Origin of the sequence: Hyphomicrobium sp. MC1 (genome assembly GCF_000253295.1) — a bacterium.
GTDB lineage: Bacteria > Pseudomonadota > Alphaproteobacteria > Rhizobiales > Hyphomicrobiaceae > Hyphomicrobium_B.
The window spans coordinates 2790821-2810578 of the sequence record NC_015717.1; the positions used below are offsets into that span (position 1 = coordinate 2790821).

Below are 19758 nucleotides of genomic sequence, written 5' to 3' on the forward strand. Positions count from 1 at the left end.
AAACATGTCTGGCCCCACACAACGCTTGACCGACCTTGCGCATGGCGGCGGCTGCGGTTGCAAACTCGCGCCGTCCGTCCTGCAGGACCTTCTCGCCAAACAGCCCGCAGCGGGGCCCTTCGCGCAACTGCTCGTCGGCAACGAAACCGGCGATGATGCCGCCGTCTGGCAGATCGACGACGATCAATGCATCGTGGCGACGACCGATTTCTTCATGCCGATGGTCGATGATCCCCGCGACTTCGGGCGGATCGCGGCGGCCAATGCGATTTCGGACGTGTATGCGATGGGCGGCCGGCCGATCATGGCGCTGGCGATCCTCGGCATGCCGCTCGGCAAACTCTCCGTTGAGGACGTGCGGGAGATCCTGGCCGGCGGCGCGTCCGTTTGCGCGGAGGCGGGCATTCCCGTGGCAGGCGGGCATTCGATCGACGCACCGGAGCCGATCTATGGGCTTGCCGTCATCGGGCTTGCAAAGCCGCAGAACGTCCGCCGCAATGCCGGCGCGAGGCCAGATGACGTGCTGATCCTAACCAAAGGCATCGGCGTCGGCATTTACTCGGCCGCCTTCAAGAAGCGCGCGTTGCCGGACGACGCGTACGCAGAGTTTATGGCGTCCACCACACTGCTCAATCGGATCGGTCAGACGCTCGGCGAGAACGCAGATGTCCACGCTATTACCGATGTGACCGGCTTCGGCATTCTCGGTCACGCGCTCGAAATCGCGCGTGGCAGCGGCGTCAGCATTGAGATCGCATTTGATAAGCTGCCATTGCTTTCATGCGCCGAAGCGCTGGCCAAAAGCGGCTTCATCACAGGCGCCTCTGGACGCAACTGGGCGAGCTATGGCCATGAGGTCGTTTTGCCGGGTGATTACCCGCAATGGCAGCAAGCGCTGCTGACCGATCCGCAAACCTCCGGCGGCCTTCTCGTCGCCTGTGCGGCAGATCAAGCCGAGAACATTCGCAGCGAGATCGAACGCGCCGGATATCCGATGGCGCGCATCATTGGTTCAGTTGCGAGCGGCACGCCACAAGTTCGCATCCGCTGAATCCTGCCGCCGTCAGGATGGACGCTCGACAGGCAACTGATGTCGGGCAACAAGTCCTTCCAGAAAAAGAAGCGCACCCTGTTCAAATCAGCCGACCGCGCAGTTCGAATCGGCAAAGGAATTCAGGAAATACGCCGACCGGACGCCCGAGAACTTCATCCGAAGTGGAACCGCAAACATCCGATTTCGAGCCAGATCATTCCGGCGAACCTTGGCCCTCTTTTAACGATCTGGCGTTTCGCCGGAGCCTCCGCCTCGTTTCGCGATAGGAGTTGTAAATAGGAACTGTTTGCAGCCACGATTTAAAATAGCCTACTTGTTTAATCGTCTTGGAATTATCGTTTTTTATCGCGTTAGAACTGTCGTTCTCTTGAGGGCTCTCTTGAAGGTGGCGCGAGGACAGCGCGTTAACGATCTCCGCTGACGACCTCTGAGCGTGAAACAGCTCGGAAAAAGTCGCCGTCCCGGCATAGGTCAATTCCTGCAAGCGAAGTCTTATTCTTTCGTCGCATGCGATCCGCGCGCTAGTTTTATCCAAAAATACGCTATTATCTTCACTGACCGTGCGCCAATTCCATACCGCTGTCGCTCTATTGCACAATGCAAATCGCGTCTTTGAAGCTATCAAATTGTAAAGATAAACGTCCTCGGCGAATTCAAGTCGTGGATCTTGAAGAAGTGTCCAATCAAGGACTTCCTTCCTAGCTATCCAAGCATTTGAATGAATATAATTGTCGCCCGTTATCAATCGCGTGAGATTGAATTCATCGAGAAACTTGAGTTCACGTGTTTCCTCGATCCGTTTCCCGCCCGGTCCTCTGAAATTGCGAGCCACCACGAAGCAGCCTTCGTCCTCTTCCGTACGGATTACGCCACCATAAATAAAGCCGGCTTCAGGATGCCTGATGGAGGCAAATAGCAGGTGCGAAAAGTGATCGGGTTCAATCTGATCCGCATCGTCCAGAACGGCGAAGAAAGGAGCGGTTACTGCTTGGAGCCCCCTCCACAACGCGGCACTACGAAGACCGTTATCTTCACATTCGAGGTAGCAAATTTTCAAGTTACTGTATGAGCGATGCTCAATAGCTCGTATGTCGTCTCTCTTTTTGCAATCAACCAACAGAATACGAAATGTTCCGACGAGTTGCCTCTCAACACTCTGAACCGCGCGCTCCACATATGAAAGAGAGCGTCCTCCCACGCGAATAATAATATCTATGAGCGGCTCGGATATCGGTCTCGAGGCCGATGCCCCCGTCTCTTGAATCGAATAAAAACGCTTAACTTCCTCTATGTTGTGGCGCTGTATAGATGCAACTTCGGTGGCAAAATCAACGGTTTTGAAAATCAGATCTTCGAGGTTGTATTCTTGGTTCAGGGCAGTATGGGCTCGTCTCGCCAACTCATCGGCCTGACCTGGATTCTGATTGATCCATTCCAGATACTTCCTGATATCGCCAACGACTCTGTCTGCAGACTGTCGGAGATCGACGTAAAGGGCGGCGTCCGCAAGCATCCGTTTAGCAAACGGAATTTCATCGGCGATGATCACGCAACCTGCGGCGGCTGCTTCGAACAGGCGCATAGACGGAGTGTCGGCTTCTCTGTGTTCTGCCTTATGAAGGCATAACGCAATGCCGTGAGATGAGAGGATGTCATGGACAGCCGTTCCACTAAAAGGAACAGGACCGCGATAGCCTGACTGAAGATGGGTCCAGTTCGATTCCGGTCCATAGACGGCGAGAGACCCGTCATCGGCAAGATTTGTCAGCACGTCCGCGTGTCGGGCGCCGTCCCAATGTACGCCGATGTACGCAAGTGATCGAACCTTGCTGGGAATGGAAGGGGTCAACTTTTGACGAGGGGATACCGGCAGGAACCAAAAATCAGATTTTGGCTTCTGCACCCGAGAAGGGAATTCCAGATCGTCAAGGTATTGTTTGACGGCAGGAGAGCCTACCAGATACGCGTCATAGCTTCTTATTGAACGAATACGGTAGGCATCGTGCCTGTAGAACGCCGGAGGGCTCCACATAACTCCAAACGTAGGATAGTCGGTCAATTTAGGAGTGAATTCGTGAAGGCAAAGTACCACGTCGGGCTGGCACGTCATGATATCATTCGACGTGACAACCTCTATTGCCTCGTGGCCAACATTCTTCGCCGCAACCGCAAATCGTCGAATGAATTCTCGCTCGGCCGTGCAAGGACGATTGGGCAAACTATCGGTAATTGCTATGCGCATGAAGCGCGAGAAAAGTTCAATGTTGAACGATGACGAACGTCTCTTCTCTCCATGAACGATATCCCTCTTTCAGGAAGAAGCGCGCTGAAAAGGCTCCACCTTGACGGCAATTCCGACAATCGACGCCGATGGCATAGTCAGACTAATTCCCCCGACTATCCTTCAATGTGGATCGACACGACACTTGCCCGCGCACAATTGCGAACAACCGCTTCCGCCGGACGGATCAACGCTTGCATTACACAACAGCGAGCGAGCAAAGCTTATCGGAGATCCTGACGTCTGATCAACCCGTTGTCCACTGGTTTCCGCCGCTCTGCTGAAGACTTAGAACAATGGGCCTGTTTAAAGTACGTAGACCATAAGTACGGATGGCATAATGATCTCTCACGAATATCGGTGTATTTTCGTGCATATCCCTCGCTGCGCGGGGACAAGCATTGAGACGTGGTTGTGCAATCAGGATTGGTGGGAATTCGAACCTCACACCAAGCATCTTTTAGCCAGCCAGGCCAAAGAGCTTTATGCCAACTGGTGGGATGATTATTTCAAATTTGCCGTGGTTCGGAATCCGATAGATCGGATGCGATCATGCTTGCACTATTCGGATTATTTTGGCTTGCGGCAAACGCCAAATGGTATTTCTTTCGAGGAATACCATTCACATTTTGGTCGCGACATAGTTCTGGAGCACGATTATCGCTTTTCGAATCGCAGCGAGCTATTAAATGACCGACATCAACCCAACGCGGTTTACTGCAATATCCTCAACGAGCCATTAGATTTTATAGCGCGATACGAGCAACTCGACGAAGATATGAAGTTCATCGAGGCGAAGCTAGGAGTTTCACGGCCATTTAATCACTGGGTAGAAAAATCCAGAGACAATCACAAATTAAACGAACGTGATATCGAGGCGATTACGAAAATGTATCGCCTTGACTTCGAGAGATTTGGTTATGCAATTGGCGGGTTTGAATATCGACGTGATATCAATGGGTAAAAACTAGCAGCATCCCGCTCCGACATCCATTCGCCCCTTATTCAGCACAACATGCGTTATTGCCCGCATCGGCCGCATTGATCACGATGTGCTAGGTTTGCGGGTTCTGGCGCTTGGCGGAGGAGAATGGGAGTCGAACCCACCAAGGGCAGGCTCGCTGCCCCACTCGGATTTGAAGTCCGAACGCCCCACCGGGGACGATTCTCCTCCATCGGCCATTGTGGACGCATGCACGATGCCTCCGAACAAGTCCAGCCGGTGTTGGTTCATGCGGCGCAGATCACCCTTGCGGAGCGTCACGCCGTTGCGGTCAAAAAATTCGAGAATTTGGATCGCAACCTTACGGCCGTTGTCGAGACGATCACGGAATTCGGCGGCGTTGAACCAGCCGGTCTCAGCTTTGGCTTGCACATCAGCAGCGATCGCGACCATCTCGCGGACTGCCGCGCGCAGGAAAAAATGATCGTGCGCGATTTCATCGGCGCGGCCGAGACGGCTTGCGAGCTTCAGCAATCTGCGGACGTCGCGCTCGGGACTTCTCGTTGAATTGGCGATGTCGCGAACGCGGGGCGGCCGAAAGCGCTCGTTACCGCCAAGCTGGCACGCGATGATTTTCCACATCTCCTCATCACTCGGCGCCAAGCGCACTTGATGCGTGGTGAGACGGACGAACGCGCCATCGAGTGCGATCTCGCCTTTTTCGGAAATTTTGTAGAGCGCCACCGCGAACACGGACTTGCTCAGACGCGGCTCGAGCAGGAGGCGCAACTGCTCACGACCGATGCCTTGGAGATCAGGATTGTCGGTGTGGAATTGCGTGATGCGTTCGATCATATCCGCGACGAACGATTGCCAGCGGGCAGGCAAGATGGACGCTCGCGTATCGCCAGCGTCGAAGACGATGAGGTCGAGTTCGGAAGCGATGCGACCGGCCTGCACGGAAGAGAGTGCGCGATCTCGCGCGAAGGCAGCAAGATCGGCAGTGAACGGCGGCGTATCGAGCAGCGCCGCGAATGCCGCTCTAGGATTGTCGATGGCGAGCGCTGCTCGCTGTGTCCGTCTCTCCGGCGTTCGCCGTTTGCGCGCAGGCGCCCTTAAATCGATGAACTTGCCGCCGCCGATGGTTCTCTGAGCCGACACGTCGCGAATGACGAAACGGTCGGGCACGGCGGCTGCAATCGGTGCATCGAGCACGAGTTGCGCGTCGGCCGTTGCGCCGGGGGGCACGGCCTTGTCATCGAGAAGAACGATACGCGCACCAACCTCGGCGGAGGCATGATGCAATCGCACCGGAAACCATTGTCCGATGGCCTTTTCTTCCGACGGCAGAACATTAAGGACCGCATCGATGCGATCGGTGGGGGCATGGAGCGCCGGACTGAGCACGACATCGCCGCGACTGATCGCATCCTTGGCAATGCCCGGTCCAGAGAGATTAAGCGCACAGCGATCACCGGCCCAGCCGATTTCCGCGGGCGTGTTCTGGGCGTGGATCGAACGCACGCGCGCTGACAAACCCAACGGGCTGATCTGCACGTGTGCGCCCACGCCGACGAAGCCTGAAAGCACGGTGCCCGTCACAACGACGCCGATGCCGGGCAGCGTGAAAACGCGATCAATCGCGAGTCGAAATGCGCCTTCCGACGAACGCGCGGGCGTCTCACTTGCTGCAGCGATCAGTCGGCTGCGCAATTCGTCGATGCCTTTGCCGGTCACGGCCGACACCGGTAAGATATCCGCGCCTTCGAGCACCGTTCCGGCGACGACAGCTTTGATTTCCGCCGTAACGTCGCCCAAGCGTTCCGAGCTCGCCAGATCGGCTTTGGTCATGACAATCAGCCCCTTCTCGATCCCGAGGAGATCAAGAATGGCCAAGTGCTCGATCGTTTGCGGCTTGATGCCGTCATCGGCTGCGACGACGAGAAGCGCGAGATCGATGCCGCTCGCGCCGGCAAACATCGTATGCACGAAGCGTTCGTGACCCGGCACATCGATAAAGCCGACAATGCGGCCATCCTCCGCCGGCATGTAGGCGAACCCCAGGTCGATGGTGATGCCGCGCGCCTTCTCTTCCTTCAGGCGATCGCCATCAACGCCGGTCAGTGCTTTGACCAGTGCAGTCTTGCCATGGTCGATATGTCCGGCGGTGCCGATGATCATGCGGTTATCTGTCGGCTTCGGTTTGTCCGGCCTACATTAAGCCAGATGATGAGGATCAAGATTTCCAAGGACAGATAGAAACGCCGTTTCGTCGGTCAAGCATCTGAGATCGAGAATGAGCGCGCCGTCGTCGATGCGGCCGATCACAGGCCGCGACAGAGCGCGCAGCGCCGAGGCAAGACGTTCGAGGGCCGCGCCGCCGCTTTTGGAGCGAATGGCGAGCCCGGCGCTTTCGACGGTATCGAGGGGCAATGCCCCCGAGCCGATCTGGCTCTTGCAGTCGTGTGTCTCGACCGCGAACGCCATGCCGACGGCAGACTGAACATGCGGCAGCAACCGCGACGCCTGGGCTTCAATTTCCACACGCGGCCGCGCAAGAAGGCGCAACGTTGGTAATCGCTCGAACAGACGGTCGGGATCGCGATAGAGTTTCAGCGTGGCCTCGATGGCGGCAAGGCGGATCTTGTCGACGCGGAGCGCGCGCTTCATCGGGTTGCAATTAATCGCCTGGATCAGGTCGCGCTTACCGACGATGAAGCCCGCCTGCGGTCCGCCGAGAAGCTTATCCCCGGAGAACGTAACGATGCCAGCGCCTTCGGTGACGGCTTCGCGTACGGTCGGTTCGGACTGCATGCCGAATATCGAAAGGTCGATCAGCGAACCCGAACCGAGGTCGTTCATCAGCGGAACGTCTGCCGCGGAGGCAATTTCGGCAAGCTCGGGGGCGGCGACTTCTTTGGTGAAGCCGAGGATGCGATAGTTCGAACTGTGGACTTTCAGAATGACGCCGGTCGCGTCCGTGAGGGCGGCGCGATAATCTTTCGCGTGCGTGCGGTTCGTTGTTCCGACCTCGACCAGTTTCGCGCCCGCGCGAGACATGATATCCGGCATGCGAAAGGCGCCGCCGATCTCGATCAACTCGCCGCGCGAAACGATGGCTTCGCGACCACCGGCAAGCGTGTTGAGCGCGAGCAGCACGGCGGCGGCGTTGTTATTGACGACGGTCGCGTCCTCCGCGCCGGTCAGTTCGCAAAGCAGCTCCCTGATATGGTCGTCGCGTTCGCCGCGCTTACCGGTCGCGAGATCAAATTCCAGCGCCACGGGATCGCGCATCGCTTCGACGGCGGCTTCGATGGCGGCTTCGGCGATGAGCGCGCGGCCCAGGTTGGTGTGCAGCACCGTGCCCGTTAGATTGAACAGCGGACGCATTGTCGAGCGATCGCCTTCAGCAAGGCGGGCAAACGCGATGGCAACCAGGCTCTCGGTCGTCGGTAGCATCGTGCTTCCGGATTTGAGCGTGGCACGCGTTTCTGCCAGGACGCTGCGGATGGCGTCAGTCGCCGCGGCGCGGCCAAAGCGTTCCAGAAGATCGGCGGCAACTCCGCTTTTCAGAACGGAATCGACCGAGGGAAGATCGCGAAGAAGGGCGGCCTTTGAAAGTTCCAAGCGGTCCTCTGGCGGCTGAAGACATCAAGCGCCATGCTAGCGGGTTTGGCGCGCGCGGAAAGATGCCTTGCCGCTAAAAAGCATGCACGATCTTAACGATCTGCTGCTAGGCGCTTAAAAGTGCAGCCACAGACCGCCGGTGCCGGCGTCGATCTGGAAGACGGAATAGATCTCTTCGCAAGCCGGATGCACGCGATAGTCCGCGCCGACAAAGCGGCAGACTTCTTCGGCATCCGCCGGGTGCGCCAGCAATGCCTCGGCCGTCGTGCGGATGCCCCGTTCGCGCGCTACGCGGGCGATCTGATCGGCGCGGCAGTATGGCGTCGAAACCCAGCCGCCTCTGACATACTGGAAATTGCCATCGCAACGCGGCGCGCGTCGGGCTTCGGCTGCTGGGACTGCAACTGTCAGGGCGAGCAGGCCCGCGAGGGCGAGGCGTTTCATGGCACAGATCCGGCTGGCGATTTCCCGCTGAGGCTACCTCGATACGGCGTTCGTATGAAGGTTTGATGTTGCCGCGCTGCTGCCGAAAGCCTTGGCCGTCACTTTCGGGACTCGGCAAGGCGGCCCTGCCAGAAGCGCTTGCCTTCCGATATATGCCAGGCAACGAGACCCGGCACTCCGGCGATGATCTCTTTGGCGCGCTTCAGAAGCGAAAGTGCGAGCGCGACGTCGGGTCCGAGACCGAACAAAGCGCCGATCACGATATAGCCACCCTCCTGCACGCCCGCCGCCCAAGGAACAACGAACGCCACGCTTCTAAGCGCGAAGACGAGGCTTTCAAGCGCGAGAACATCCCCGACGGAAAGCTGATGGCCCATGAAATAGAGGGCAAGCCACGTTTCCGCTGCGCCGGACAGCCAGCCGAGCAAGTGGATGCCGACTGACGCCGCGACCGCGCTGCGCTCACGGTAGATGGACTGGATCGCGCTGTGAATGCTGCCCGTGTCTGACATGCCTTCCCAGCCGCGCGTGAAGCCGAGCTTCGCGGGAAGCTGTTCCAGAAAAAGGATCAGGCCGTTCCTCTGTGCGATCAAAAAGCCGACGACAGCGATCGTCGCGACGCAAAGGCCGGCCGCCGCCCACCATGCGGCAGGCTCGTCCGGGTGATAGGCGAACAGGAATGCAAGGCCCATGAACGTGTAGATGAGCTGGCCCAGCATCTCGGTCGTCATATCGACGATGGTGGTCGCCGCGGCGACGTTCACGCGTAACCCGTGCTTGGTCAACTCGCGTGCGCCCGCGGCCTCGCCTGCCCCGGGAATGATGGCGAGCAGGTTGCCGACGCTGTCGCGGATCCAGCGCGCCCATAGAAACATCAGACCGCGGCTCTGCGGGTATTTCTCGACGAGGAGGACGCGCCAGCTCCAGGCGCAGAACCACAGCGAAAAGAGATAGGCGCACATGACGGCGAGCATGCCGCTCCAGCCTGCGGTCGACAGCGCATCCCAGATCTCACCAATTCCGAAGTAGACGACGAGGCCGACGGCGAGGAGCACGCCGCAGGTCGCAGCGGCGAACAAGGCCGTCCGCGAGCCCATCTGTGTCGATACCTCCTCGGCGCTCATCACTTCTCTCCGACCGTGGCGGCGATGGCGCCAATGTTGCGGCCATCGGCGATGAGCTTGCGGAAGGCTTCATAGGTGAAGATGTTCTTGCCCCACTTCACCTTGTTGCCGAACAGGCCGAAGGCCCAGGCAAAAAAGCATACGCATTCGCGGATCGGCACAAGCCAGGGCTGTGCGGGCGTGTTCATCTTGAAGCTGCGCCGCACCTGATAGTGGAGTGCGATGCGCAGCACGATTTCGGCTGCGATGATCGACAGTCCGATGATCGTGGGCCACGGCAGCAGAAGCAGAAGAAGGAGCGGCAAGGGCCACGTGATCACCGACATGAAGTGATCGCTCGGGCGGCAGAAGCGCTCCATGCGCTGCCACAGGATTTCGTGGCGGAAGAGTTCTGAAAAGCTCTTCTCAGCCACGATCGTGTCGCAACAGTAGGGTGATAGCTCGACCTTGTAGCCGCGCTGCGCGACGAGATTTCCGAGCGCGAAGTCATCGGGGAAAAAGTTCGACAGATGGTTGAAGCCGCCGAAGGAGTCGAGCGCCTCGCGACGCACGCTCGCCATCGCGAAAACGAAGTCGATGCCGCGCAGGCCGACATCGACGAGGACAGACGGCGCGAACCAATCGCTGATGTTCATGGTGCCGAAATCGGCGGCCGCTGCGCCGCCGTAGGGCAAGCCTTTGTAAATCGAGGCGACGGCGCCGACCTCCGGATCGATGAAGGGGGCCGCGAGCGACGCGATGCAATTGCGGTCGACCTTCAGATCGGCGTCCGCGACGAGCAGGATGTCGTAGCGGGCGGCGCGATAGATGTTTGCAAGGTTCGAGGCACGGGGATTTGGTCCGGCCAGGTTTGCATCAACGACGAGGCGCAGATCGCGATCCGGAAATTCCGCCATCAGCCGCTTCACCACGGCTACGGCCGGGTCGGTTTCCGAATGGGCACCAAAGATGACCTCGTATTGCGGCCAGTCCTGATCGCAGAAGGTCCGCAGGCATTCATAAAGAAATGGCTGGCCGCCGTGGACCGGCTTCAGCACCGATACCGGCGGACGAAAGCCTTCGGCGGCCTTAACCGGGCGTTCCCGGAATCGCCACGTGAAATAGAGCGCCAGAACTAAGTATGCGAGCGCAGCAAGACCCAAAACGATGCCGGCAATAACGAAGGGATTGAGAAGCACGATCGGCATGTGCATTCGGCTGGCGTCTCCAAGACATAGGTGGCGGCGACTACGACCTAGCCGTAATCACGCAACACGGGCGTAGCATAAATGCGGCGGCTTTCGACCCCTCAGGACGCAAATGCCGCCTTGAAGGTCTGAGGGTGCAACCCAAGTGCCGCAACTTTTGCGCGGACGGCCGGACTTATCAGCCCGCGGTATTCCTCAAAAGAAGGATAAGACTGCGGCCGGCCGTCTCCGCCCATGGCTGGATGGGCGTAAAGTTCAGTTACGCCCTCGGGTAAATGATCGAGATAGGCCAAAATCCGATCCTCGGTCATGCCGCCGGTATCTGTGACGCCGAAGACGTGATCGTTCAGCTTCAGGTCGACGGATTCGAGCTTCTTGCGCATCCTGTGCGTCAATCCGGCGTAGAAGGCCCAATTGAAGAACCGCCGGATGGGCTTGTCGCCACCCGCCTGCAGCGAGGGCCCGAACGGCTCGACAGGAAAGCGCACCGGCGGTGAGCCGAATTTCGGCGCCAGCTTGGCGATGGCGTCCGTCACGACCGGATGCATGTGGAAATGATGGTGACCATTGACGTGGTCCATCACGAGCCCGGTCTTTTCGAAGCGCTCGAACTGGGCCGTAATCTCGGCTTCGGCCTGACGGCGCATCTCAGGCGAAAAGAACAGCTTGAAGCCAAAAACCTCGGGGTTGTTGGAGAAATTCCCGTCTGGCCCGACGAGATCGGGCACCTGCTCCGGCGGCAAGACGGGACGGCTATCGACCAAATGGATGTGTAGCCCCACACCGAGTTCGGGAAGCTGACGGGCCCTGTTGACGGCGTCGGCGAAAGCTTCGCCGCCGGTCATCAGGCTCGTCGCCGACAGAATACCGTTCTTGTGCGAGGCTTCGATGGCCTCGTTGACGGGAACGGTCATCCCGAAATCGTCGGCGGTCACGATCAGAGATTTCAAACGCTGATCTCCCTCAGAGCTGGGCTTCGACCGTCGTCAGCGCCGAGCTGATCGAATCCTCCATGCCCACATAATCCCACAGCCCATAACGGCCGATGGGGTGAATTCCGAATGTATTCAACCGCACAAGAATTTCGTCCACAAGCTGATCACGCTCGGGCGTGTGGTGGACGTAAGCGCAGCGAATCACGTGGGTGACGGCGCAGATGATGTCTTCGCTTTTGACCCAGCCGAGTTTTTCCAGAGCCGCGATGACGTCTTTCTGCGTCTTGCTGACAATATCGACCTTGTCGATTTCTTCGCCCGGTACGCCGACCTCGACGTAGACCGCATTCAACCCGTGCGAAGCCATCGCAGACGAGATGTTGGAATAGCAGCCGAAACGATAGAATGGGATGTCACGGTCGGGAACGTAAACCCAGTGGGCGTCCTTAAGCGCGCTCGGCAGCTTGCCGCGCACGCCGAAATTGAAACTGATCGTTGAACTGTGGCTGAGCTTGGCGGCGGCGCCAGCGAGCTGCGCGTCTCCCGTCAACTCGCAGAGCGTTTTAAGCGGAATGCTGGGGAACATCTTTTCCCATTCGACGGACAGGCCTGCGCTCGTGGTCGCGACACGACGATTAAGATCGATGCGCGAAATTTCCTGCGTCGTCGCAACGCTCGTGAGGCCATGGGCGAGGCCGCGCGTTAGCACGTCGATGCCACCGCGTTTTGGATACCAGAAGGTGGTGTTGTACTCAGCGAAACGCTCGCCCGTATTGGCGAAACCGGCGCGAATGCGGGCTTCATCGGGCGGCGGAAAGAAGCGTTTGACGGCGCCGATCGACAGGCGGCTCAGGGGCGTCGCCATCGTCTTTTCGTTTTGCGGGATGAGGAAGCGATCAGCGACGACCTGCCCAAAGCCCGAGACGATGAAATCGCGAAAGCCGGTGCCGTCGCCGGCGGCTTTCGGCCGCTCGTCATACGATTTCTCGCAGTCCTGGCGAAGCCCGTCCGGCAGCTCGCCCAGGTGGTACTGGATGGGCGCTTCGATCAGGCGCTCTCCGGCGTAGAAGTAGGACTTCCGGTCGACAGTCGCCCAATCTTCATCATTCAGATGCGCATAGGGGACCTGCGCGGGCGATGGGTAGCGCCTCAGATGCAGAAAGTGGCCGGTGTAATCGAAGCAGAAATCTTCGACCTGCGTCGTCCGCGTCAGGCCGCCGACTGCGGGGCAACGTTCGAGCAGCACATAATCGCGGCCGTTCGCCTGCAAGCACTGAGCGGCCGCCAGTCCCGATATGCCGCCCCCGGCGACGAGCCATTTTCGAGACATTCCCCGTCCAATTCTGAGCTAGTTAAGTCGTTGCCAGCGCACTGAGAATGACGCGTAAACTCCGGAAAACCCTCGGGTTTGCGCGTTGTAGCGGCCGACCGGGCTTCCTTTAGAGGCGCCTCGCCAAATCCGCAAGCGCTCGCGCCTGCGGCTGAGCGTGCCCAGGATAAGTTTTATGCCGTGATGTTATCTTCGGACTCATCGCGCGCAGGGCTGGTGTGGCGGCTGCGCGCAAACAAAAGTGGTGCGGGCGGAGGGATTTGAACCCCCACGACTTTCGCCGCTGGAACCTAAATCCAGTGCGTCTACCAGTTCCGCCACGCCCGCATCGGTCGAACGAACCGCCTTTTATCGCGATCTCGCTCTTTTGCATCCCGGCAGGTGTGCGGTGCACCCACAAACTGCCGCGGAGCGGGTGTCATACTGAAAAGTCCTGCCGAAAACAACGCGTAAACGGCTGTACGGCATAGCGGCTGTCAGGTTCGGCCAATTGGCCACCCCGTCTGATTTTGCGGCGGCCAACTTGCGAGGCCAGCAAGTTTTGCCTATGTGCAGTCAGCCCCAAAATAAAAGCCATGTCGAACCTGTAGGGACATTCCTTGCCTGATACCGCCAAGAATTGGATCGTCGAGACGGATTGGCTCGCCGATCACCTCTCATCGCCGGATTTGATCATTCTGGACGGCAGCTGGCATCTGCCGACCGAAAAACGGGATGCCAAGAAGGAATATCTCGCCGAGCATATTCCCGGCGCGCTGTTTTTCGATATCGACGATCTCTCGGACGAGAAGTCGTCGCTGCCGCACATGCTGCCCTCGACCGTGAAATTCGCGTCGCGGATGAAAAAAATGGGCATTGGCGACGGCGCTCGCATCGTCGTCTACGATACGAGCGGCATCTTTTCGGCTGCGCGCGTATGGTGGACGTTCCGCGCCATGGGACATCGCGACGTGGCCGTGCTCAACGGCGGGTTGCGCAAGTGGAAGGCAGAGGGACGTCCGCTGGAAGACGGGCCGCCACCGAAGCGCTCGGAACGGCATTATTCGCCGCTGCAGAATACCGAGATCCTGCGCGACCTCGAAGACATGAAGGCGCTGCTCAAAAAGAACGGCGTCCAGATCGTCGATGCGCGCCCGGCAGGACGCTTCGAAGGCAAGGACGCAGAGCCGAGACCAGGTCTCCGGAAGGGCCACATTCCAGGCTCGAAGAATATTCCGTCACAGCAGCTTTTGAATCCGGACGGGACCTATAAGTCACCGGCCGAGATCAACAAATTGTTCTCGGGCGTCGGCATCGACGTGTCGAAGCCTGTCGTAACGACGTGCGGTTCCGGCGTCACGGCTTCGATGCTGGCCCTGGCGCTTGCCGTGGTCGGCCAGACCAACGCGGCCGTTTACGACGGCAGCTGGGCCGAATGGGGCCAAGAGAACGGTCTTCCTATCGAGACAGGTCCGGCGAAGTAACGGCTGCTGCATGATTTCCAGTTGAGAACAGGCGCGCGAGACGATCGCGCGCCTTTTTCATTGCTGCTGTCGCGCCGCTAGGCGACGGCCGGGACAGGCTCTGCGAGGGTCTTTTCGATCCAAGAGACCATTTCCGGAGAGGTCGGAGACAATTTCGTCGAAAATGATCTGACGAGCTGTCCGTCGCGGCCGACGAGGTACTTGTGAAAATTCCACGTCGGCACGCCGCTGGGCCCCATGGCGTTTGCGGCCCATTTATAGAACGGATGCGCCTCGGGGCCGATGACGGGATGCTTCGACGCAATCGGAAACGTGACGCCGAATACGCCTTGGCAGAATGACTGGATTTCACCGTCGGCGTGCGGTTCCTGCTCGCCGAAATCATTCGAAGGCACCGCGATGACCACCAGTCCGTCGCTCTCGTAGCGCCGCCAAAGCTCCTGCAATTGCGAATATTGCTTGGTGAAGCCGCAGAACGAGGCTGAATTGACAATCAGAAGCGGTTTGCCGCGCCAGTCCGAGAGTTTCATCGGCGCGCCATCTATGCTCTTGAACTCAAAGTCGTAGGCTGACCCTTCGACTTGGTTGCTGGGCGCCGTACTTTTGTTAGCGGTCATCATCGAGAAGATATTGACGCCTGTATTCCAGAGCTTTCGCACCTTTCACCTCGTGCATGCAGGGCGCTTTAGCAGCGATGTTGCGGGGGTTTCCTTATAGTAGTCCAGGACTTGGCAGGTTCAAGGCTGGACCGCCATGAACTCCTGTTCCGCCCGGGACAGCGACGCACACCGGCCTTCCGTAGATTAGCCTCCAGTGAATGACACCAGCGCGAACGCGCACCACAAGGAGGACTTCAATATGTCGGCATTCAACAGCACGCGTCGGGTTGCAGTGGCTTTCGCCATTCTGGCAGCGACGTTCGGCGCCAGCGTTTCGGCCGCGAACGCGGCCGGCAGCGCCAAGGAATTCTTCGTGCAGGACTATCAGTTCTCGAAGCCGATGCACGGCTTTTCCGGCTATTCGAACAACTACTACTGCGATTATCAGCGGCTGCCGAACCGCAAGTGCACGATCAACGCGAACGGCACTGAAAGCTGCCGGATCGTCGGTTGGACGCTACGTGAGATGTGCCAGTAAGCACCTCGTTTCCTCGCAAACCTCTTCCTCCATTTTGAAGCTCCGGCAACGCACCGGAGCTTTTCTTTTTTGATGCCCTCCGTCCAAACGATCCGCCAGGAGATCGTCTTTCTTCGTCGCAATTTGCATGTGTTCCGATCGAAACAGCGAACCTGATGCACAGAGACTATTGCTGCTCATGACCTTTCGCCGCGACGGCGCGGCTTCGAAGGTTGGCCCTTAAGGAGGACAACGACATGAGCACCGAAGAAACCTATCGCCCCCGACGCGGCGGCTTTCTCGTAAAAACCTTTTTCTTTCTCGTCGCAGTAAGCGCCGGAGCGTTTGGCGCCATCGCCGTGACGAACAGCGATTTGCTGAATGCGAAGGCGAGCGGCGATGACGTCATCAAGGCGGACAACGATAGCGCACCGCAGATCGACTGGGTGGCCGCAGCACCTGGCCGTGTCGAGCCGAAGTCCGGCATCATTCGCGTCGGCGCACAGCTCGTCGGACGCATCGCCGAAGTGAACGTGAAACGGAACGACAAGGTCGAGGAAGGCGAGCTTCTGATCCGTCTCGATGATGAAGAAGCCCGCGCTCGTCTGCAAGCCGCCGAGACGGAAGCTGCATCCCGCAAGCGCGAACGCGATGCGCAGCCGCTCGATAAGGCGCGCGACGATCTTCGCACCGCAGAGGACAACGTTTTCGATGCCGAACGGGCGCTGACGAATGCACGCTTCGGGCTCGAATACGAACTGCAGGCCGAGCGCCAGGGTACTGGTAGCGCGGCGCGTGTCGCCGACGCACGCGAGGATCTGGCGAAAGCGAAGTCCAAGTTGCAGAAAGAGCGTGCTTCCTACGCCAAAGCCCAGTCGAAACCGGATATCCCGGCCCCGAACCGCCTTGAATCGGCGCTGCAGGCCGCACGCTCGGATGTCGCTGTTGCGGAAGCCATGCTCGAAAAAACGCGCATCCGTGCACCGGTTGCGGGCACCGTTCTGCAGCTCTCTGCAAAGGTCGGCGAGATGGCGTCGCCCTCTCCTGAGCAATCGCTGGTCATGCTCGGCGATATGTCGGTCGTGCGGCTGAAGGCCGAGGTTGACGAAATCGACGTCTCGAAGATCAAGACCGGCAGCAAGGTCACCGTAAAGAGCAACGCCTACCCCGGCAAAGAATTCGAAGGCACCGTCGCCGAGCTTGCTCCGACTTTGACCTCGCCGCAGTTCTCGCTGCGCGGTGCACGCCGCCCAACCGATGTCGAAGTGCTCGAAGTCACCATCGATCTCGCGGGCAATCCGCCGCTGCTGCCGGGAATGCGCGCGGACGCCTTCTTCAAGTAGCGGTTTTCGAAAGACCTGCGGCGGCTCGCTTCCTCCTTAGTGAAGGCGCCGCCGGTCCCCGATGGCGGGGAGGTGTGGGAAACGGGAATGCGGTCCCGTTCAGCACGCCTCCCCGCCGCGTTTCGTTTTGACCTACGCGACGCCTCGCGAAAATAATCTGTCTACATGCTGTTTCATCAGGAACAGCGGAAAACATGGGCTTTTCGCATCATCTCTGCATCGACCCAACCGACTGATCGAGGAGAGACAGATGTACGGAGAGATCAAGAAATTCCGCGCCGATCTCGGCGTCGGCATCATTCGCGGCGAGGATGGACGCAGCTTCCGTTTCGCAGGCGGAGACATCCGCAATGGCATCGAAAAACTCGAAGGCCATGAGGTTCATTTCGAACTCGGCGAACGCAAAGCGCGCGACATCATCGTGCTTGCGGGCTCGCCGTGGACAGCATTCGGAAACGTCCTTTGATCGGCCTTCGGGAGAACCAGCCATGCGAGCCCATTTCGATTTATCCGATGTGCCGGTCGTCGAGGCTTCCGACCTTGCATTTGTCATCGACCTTCTTCGCGAACACGGTCAGGGATTGGCACTTTTGCGAGGCCTGCGAGAGGACGAGATCCGGGAGATCGAGGATGAGATCTGGATGGCGTTCGATGATGCGCGCAAGGGCACGGCCCGGCTCGCCGTAGCGCTGCGCTTCCGGGCGCTTCTGACGGCCTTCTCTGGTCGGCGCCTCAAAGCTCTGTTTCTGGAGCGCGGCTTCCGGTTGCTCGCGCTTGCAGCTCAGGACGCCGCAGCGCGCCCGCTGAACGTCCGGTTTGGGTTCAATACGCAGCAGATGCTGCTCGCGCTGGACGCCTCGACAGCACGACCGCGGCAGAGTGCCCATACCCTGCCTCTCGCCGCATAAAGCAACACACTGAAATAAACGTGATTTCCTGGCCTTCGGCCGTGTTCCTGCCGGAACAGCGACCACGCAGCCGGCGAGGCATTGTTGCGACATGGCCGGCGCGACCGGCCAGCAAGAAACCATCGTCAGGAGGCTACCATGTCCAAGATCACCTTTGCTCTCGCCGCGACGCTGCTGGCCGGGACGACGATGACAAACGCCGCGAACGCAGATGCGGTCAGGGTCGGTTTTGGCTTTCCGCTCGGTTCGTTCGTCGCGCATTCGAACGAGACTTACAGTGGCCGCGATTATCAGCGCGTCGAGCGACCGCGCTCCGCCCGTCGCGAAGTCAAGGAGAGTGCCCCTCGCAAAATCGTAAAGGTCAAGCGTCCCGCGCAATCCGACGTTGCCGAGACCGCCGTCAAGACGCCCGCGACAGCAACCGTGCAACCAGTAAAGCTCGAAGGCAGGCTGCCGGCCGATACCGTGACGACTGCCGCGGTAGAAAAGACGGCCGCCGCTAACACGACGGGGGCGATTGCATCATCCAAACCGGAAACGTCAGTGAACGGCGGAAAGGTCGCTTCGGATACTCGTGCTTCATCTGCGAAAGCGGATACCGAAACGGCAGCAACCACGCACATCTGCCGGCGCTATTCGCCGGCTATCGCCGCGCTGATCGACGTTCCCTGCGACTAAGCCTGACACAGACACCGGGCGGCAGGCTGAAAGCTCTGTGCCCTGCGAAACAGCCAACCGCAACGCCGTCGTTCAAAGTCTGACCAACGCCCAAGGAGGGAGCAGGTCATGGAACTCGCCGCAACAGCACCAATCATCATGCGTAAGCCGATAGCAGCCGCACGGGAAAAACGCCCAAGCGCATTTCGCGTGCCGATGGTCGTGAAGCTCGCTTATCGCAATCTTTTTCATGATCGCCTAAGCTTCTTCGTGACCGTCGTCGGCATTCTGTTTTCGGTTGTGCTGGTCGCGGTCCAATCCGGCATCTATCTCGGATCGGCAAACAAGATCGCGACGATCATCGACGCGGCGCCGGCCGATCTTTGGATCGTGCCGCTCGGCACCAAGAGCTACGACGATCCCTCGTTTCTCGCTGGCCGCGAACGCTATCTGGCGCTGTCGGCACCCGGCGTCGAAAATTCGGAAGACATGCTGGTTTCATTCGCCCGCTGGCGCAAACCGCGAGGTGGCGAAACGACGGTCCTGCTGATTGGAACGTCAGGCGACAGCCCAAAGGCGCTGCCCGCAAACATCATCGAAGGTAGCCGCGCAGCGCTCGAAGCTCCGAATACGGTTGCGATCGATCGCAGCTACTTCAACGATCTGGGCGTCAACAGGCTCGGCGAGCACGCCGAACTCAACGGCGCCGCGGTCAAGCTCGTGGCGATTACCAAGCGCGTGCGTTCGTTCACGACGCTGCCGTTCGTCTTCACGTCCATCGACGAAGCGCGTCAGCTGTCCGGCGCCAACCAGGACCAGGCGAGCTACCAGCGCGTCACGCTGCTGCCCGGCGCCGACCTCGAAACGGTGCGTAAGGAAATTGCCGCACGCCTTCCCGATACGGAAGTTTTGACGCAGACGGAGTTCCGCACCCGCAGCCAGGACTATTGGTTGAAGCAGACCGGCGCGGGTGCCGCCCTCGATGCGGGTAAGCTCTTGGGCCTGATCGTCGGCATTGTCATTGTCGCGCAGACGCTTTATTCGAGCACGAAAGATCATATCAACGAGTTCGCCACTCTGCGCGCCTTGGGGGCCGGTGCGGGCTACATCGTCAAGGTGATTCTCATTCAAGCCGTGCTTTCAGGGCTGATCGGCTATGTGCTGGGTATGGGACTGGCGCTGACCGCCATTCATTTTGCGCAGGACACCAAGCTCACAATCATTATGACTGCGCCACTTGCCGCCCAACTTTTCGCAATAACCATCGGCATGTGCATCTTCGCCGCCATAAGCGCCATCATCAAGGTCGTCCGCATCGACCCGGCCGTCGTGTTCAGCCGCTAACC

At 59.1% G+C, this 19758-nt stretch carries 17 protein-coding genes, 2 tRNA genes and 1 pseudogene; 9 read left to right on the forward strand and 11 right to left on the reverse strand.

Translation table 11 applies throughout. The features are described 5' to 3' along the window. Positions 1-4 precede the first annotated feature (4 nt). A complete protein-coding gene (gene selD / locus HYPMC_RS13540; RefSeq protein ID WP_013948542.1) occupies positions 5-1051 on the forward strand; it encodes a selenide, water dikinase SelD in 1047 nt (348 codons plus the stop codon). A gap of 196 nt (positions 1052-1247) precedes the next feature. Here the strand turns inward: selD and HYPMC_RS13545 are convergent, their stop codons facing one another. Further along, on the reverse strand, positions 1248-3296 hold the full coding sequence (locus HYPMC_RS13545; protein WP_013948543.1) for a glycosyltransferase: 2049 nt from the start codon (positions 3294-3296) through the stop codon (positions 1248-1250). A gap of 379 nt (positions 3297-3675) precedes the next feature. Here HYPMC_RS13545 and HYPMC_RS13555 point away from each other — a divergent pair, with 379 nt between their 5' ends. Continuing rightward, positions 3676-4299, forward strand: a complete 624-nt coding sequence (locus tag HYPMC_RS13555) for a sulfotransferase family 2 domain-containing protein (protein ID WP_013948544.1) — start codon at positions 3676-3678, stop codon at positions 4297-4299. Between the two features lie 114 nt (positions 4300-4413). On the opposite strand, the gene HYPMC_RS13560 is transcribed toward HYPMC_RS13555, so the two are convergent. The 9 genes and pseudogenes from HYPMC_RS13560 to HYPMC_RS13620 all read right to left on the reverse strand — a co-directional run bounded on the left by HYPMC_RS13560 (position 4414) and on the right by HYPMC_RS13620 (position 13252). Then, positions 4414-4509 (reverse strand) — tRNA-Sec (locus HYPMC_RS13560). Positions 4510-4626: 117 nt separating this feature from the next. Continuing rightward, a pseudogene (gene selB / locus HYPMC_RS23735) lies at positions 4627-6459 on the reverse strand (selenocysteine-specific translation elongation factor); the annotation flags it as partial. Positions 6460-6495: 36 nt separating this feature from the next. After that, positions 6496-7905 (reverse strand): L-seryl-tRNA(Sec) selenium transferase, encoded by a 1410-nt coding sequence (gene selA / locus HYPMC_RS13590; protein ID WP_013948546.1) that lies wholly within the window; start codon positions 7903-7905, stop codon positions 6496-6498. 114 nt (positions 7906-8019) lie between these two features. Then, on the reverse strand, positions 8020-8349 hold the full coding sequence (locus HYPMC_RS13595) for a hypothetical protein (RefSeq protein WP_013948547.1): 330 nt from the start codon (positions 8347-8349) through the stop codon (positions 8020-8022). A 98-nt stretch (positions 8350-8447) separates the two neighbouring features. Continuing rightward, positions 8448-9473: a lysylphosphatidylglycerol synthase domain-containing protein gene (locus HYPMC_RS13600; protein ID WP_013948548.1), complete on the reverse strand. Its 1026-nt coding sequence runs from the start codon at positions 9471-9473 to the stop codon at positions 8448-8450. Next, positions 9473-10666, reverse strand: coding sequence for a bacteriohopanetetrol glucosamine biosynthesis glycosyltransferase HpnI (gene hpnI / locus HYPMC_RS13605; protein WP_013948549.1), 1194 nt, complete (start codon positions 10664-10666; stop codon positions 9473-9475). The genes HYPMC_RS13600 and hpnI overlap by 1 nt, the downstream gene beginning before the upstream one ends. A 95-nt stretch (positions 10667-10761) precedes the next feature. Beyond that, a complete protein-coding gene (gene hpnK, locus HYPMC_RS13610; RefSeq protein ID WP_013948550.1) occupies positions 10762-11610 on the reverse strand; it encodes a hopanoid biosynthesis-associated protein HpnK in 849 nt (282 codons plus the stop codon). A gap of 13 nt (positions 11611-11623) precedes the next feature. Further along, entirely contained in the window at positions 11624-12925 is a 1302-nt protein-coding gene (locus tag HYPMC_RS13615) for an NAD(P)/FAD-dependent oxidoreductase (protein ID WP_013948551.1), read from the reverse strand. A 242-nt stretch (positions 12926-13167) separates the two neighbouring features. After that, positions 13168-13252, reverse strand: a tRNA-Leu gene (locus HYPMC_RS13620). Positions 13253-13524: 272 nt separating this feature from the next. Between HYPMC_RS13620 and sseA the strand changes: the two genes are divergently transcribed. Further along, the gene (sseA, locus tag HYPMC_RS13625) at positions 13525-14388 is read left to right on the forward strand and encodes a 3-mercaptopyruvate sulfurtransferase (RefSeq protein ID WP_013948554.1); all 864 of its coding nucleotides are present in this window, start codon (positions 13525-13527) and stop codon (positions 14386-14388) included. A gap of 77 nt (positions 14389-14465) precedes the next feature. Here the strand turns inward: sseA and HYPMC_RS13630 are convergent, their stop codons facing one another. Beyond that, positions 14466-15047: a glutathione peroxidase gene (locus HYPMC_RS13630; RefSeq protein ID WP_013948555.1), complete on the reverse strand. Its 582-nt coding sequence runs from the start codon at positions 15045-15047 to the stop codon at positions 14466-14468. 154 nt (positions 15048-15201) lie between these two features. Here HYPMC_RS13630 and HYPMC_RS13635 point away from each other — a divergent pair, with 154 nt between their 5' ends. From HYPMC_RS13635 to HYPMC_RS13660, 6 genes are all read left to right on the forward strand, one after another. After that, entirely contained in the window at positions 15202-15525 is a 324-nt protein-coding gene (locus HYPMC_RS13635) for a hypothetical protein (RefSeq protein WP_244420888.1), read from the forward strand. Positions 15526-15761: 236 nt separating this feature from the next. After that, a complete protein-coding gene (locus HYPMC_RS13640) occupies positions 15762-16847 on the forward strand; it encodes an HlyD family secretion protein (RefSeq protein WP_013948557.1) in 1086 nt (361 codons plus the stop codon). Positions 16848-17097: 250 nt separating this feature from the next. Next, positions 17098-17313 carry a hypothetical protein gene (locus tag HYPMC_RS13645; RefSeq protein WP_013948558.1) on the forward strand — a complete coding sequence of 72 codons (216 nt, stop codon included), beginning with the start codon at positions 17098-17100 and terminating at the stop codon, positions 17311-17313. Positions 17314-17335: 22 nt separating this feature from the next. Continuing rightward, complete coding sequence (locus HYPMC_RS23740; protein ID WP_013948559.1) at positions 17336-17755, forward strand: hypothetical protein; 420 nt, start codon at positions 17336-17338, stop codon at positions 17753-17755. A 138-nt stretch (positions 17756-17893) separates the two neighbouring features. Continuing rightward, complete coding sequence (locus HYPMC_RS13655; protein ID WP_013948560.1) at positions 17894-18433, forward strand: hypothetical protein; 540 nt, start codon at positions 17894-17896, stop codon at positions 18431-18433. 108 nt (positions 18434-18541) lie between these two features. After that, entirely contained in the window at positions 18542-19756 is a 1215-nt protein-coding gene (locus tag HYPMC_RS13660) for an ABC transporter permease (protein ID WP_013948561.1), read from the forward strand. Positions 19757-19758: the final 2 nt, after the last annotated feature.

Bases quoted from the DNA above. Each gene is read 5' to 3' on its own strand.
- HYPMC_RS13615 (WP_013948551.1), bottom strand. From the start codon at position 12,925: ATGTCTCGAAAATGGCTCGTCGCCGGGGGCGGCATATCGGGACTGGCG.
- HYPMC_RS13545 (WP_013948543.1), bottom strand. From the start codon at position 3,296: ATGCGCATAGCAATTACCGATAGTTTGCCCAATCGTCCTTGCACGGCC.
- hpnI (WP_013948549.1), bottom strand. From the start codon at position 10,666: ATGCACATGCCGATCGTGCTTCTCAATCCCTTCGTTATTGCCGGCATC.
- HYPMC_RS13555 (WP_013948544.1), top strand. From the start codon at position 3,676: ATGATCTCTCACGAATATCGGTGTATTTTCGTGCATATCCCTCGCTGC.
- HYPMC_RS13660 (WP_013948561.1), top strand. From the start codon at position 18,542: ATGGAACTCGCCGCAACAGCACCAATCATCATGCGTAAGCCGATAGCA.
- HYPMC_RS13600 (WP_013948548.1), bottom strand. From the start codon at position 9,473: ATGAGCGCCGAGGAGGTATCGACACAGATGGGCTCGCGGACGGCCTTG.
- selD (WP_013948542.1), top strand. From the start codon at position 5: ATGTCTGGCCCCACACAACGCTTGACCGACCTTGCGCATGGCGGCGGC.
- HYPMC_RS13645 (WP_013948558.1), top strand. From the start codon at position 17,098: ATGTACGGAGAGATCAAGAAATTCCGCGCCGATCTCGGCGTCGGCATC.
- HYPMC_RS23740 (WP_013948559.1), top strand. From the start codon at position 17,336: ATGCGAGCCCATTTCGATTTATCCGATGTGCCGGTCGTCGAGGCTTCC.
- HYPMC_RS13640 (WP_013948557.1), top strand. From the start codon at position 15,762: ATGAGCACCGAAGAAACCTATCGCCCCCGACGCGGCGGCTTTCTCGTA.
- HYPMC_RS13595 (WP_013948547.1), bottom strand. From the start codon at position 8,349: ATGAAACGCCTCGCCCTCGCGGGCCTGCTCGCCCTGACAGTTGCAGTC.
- HYPMC_RS13655 (WP_013948560.1), top strand. From the start codon at position 17,894: ATGTCCAAGATCACCTTTGCTCTCGCCGCGACGCTGCTGGCCGGGACG.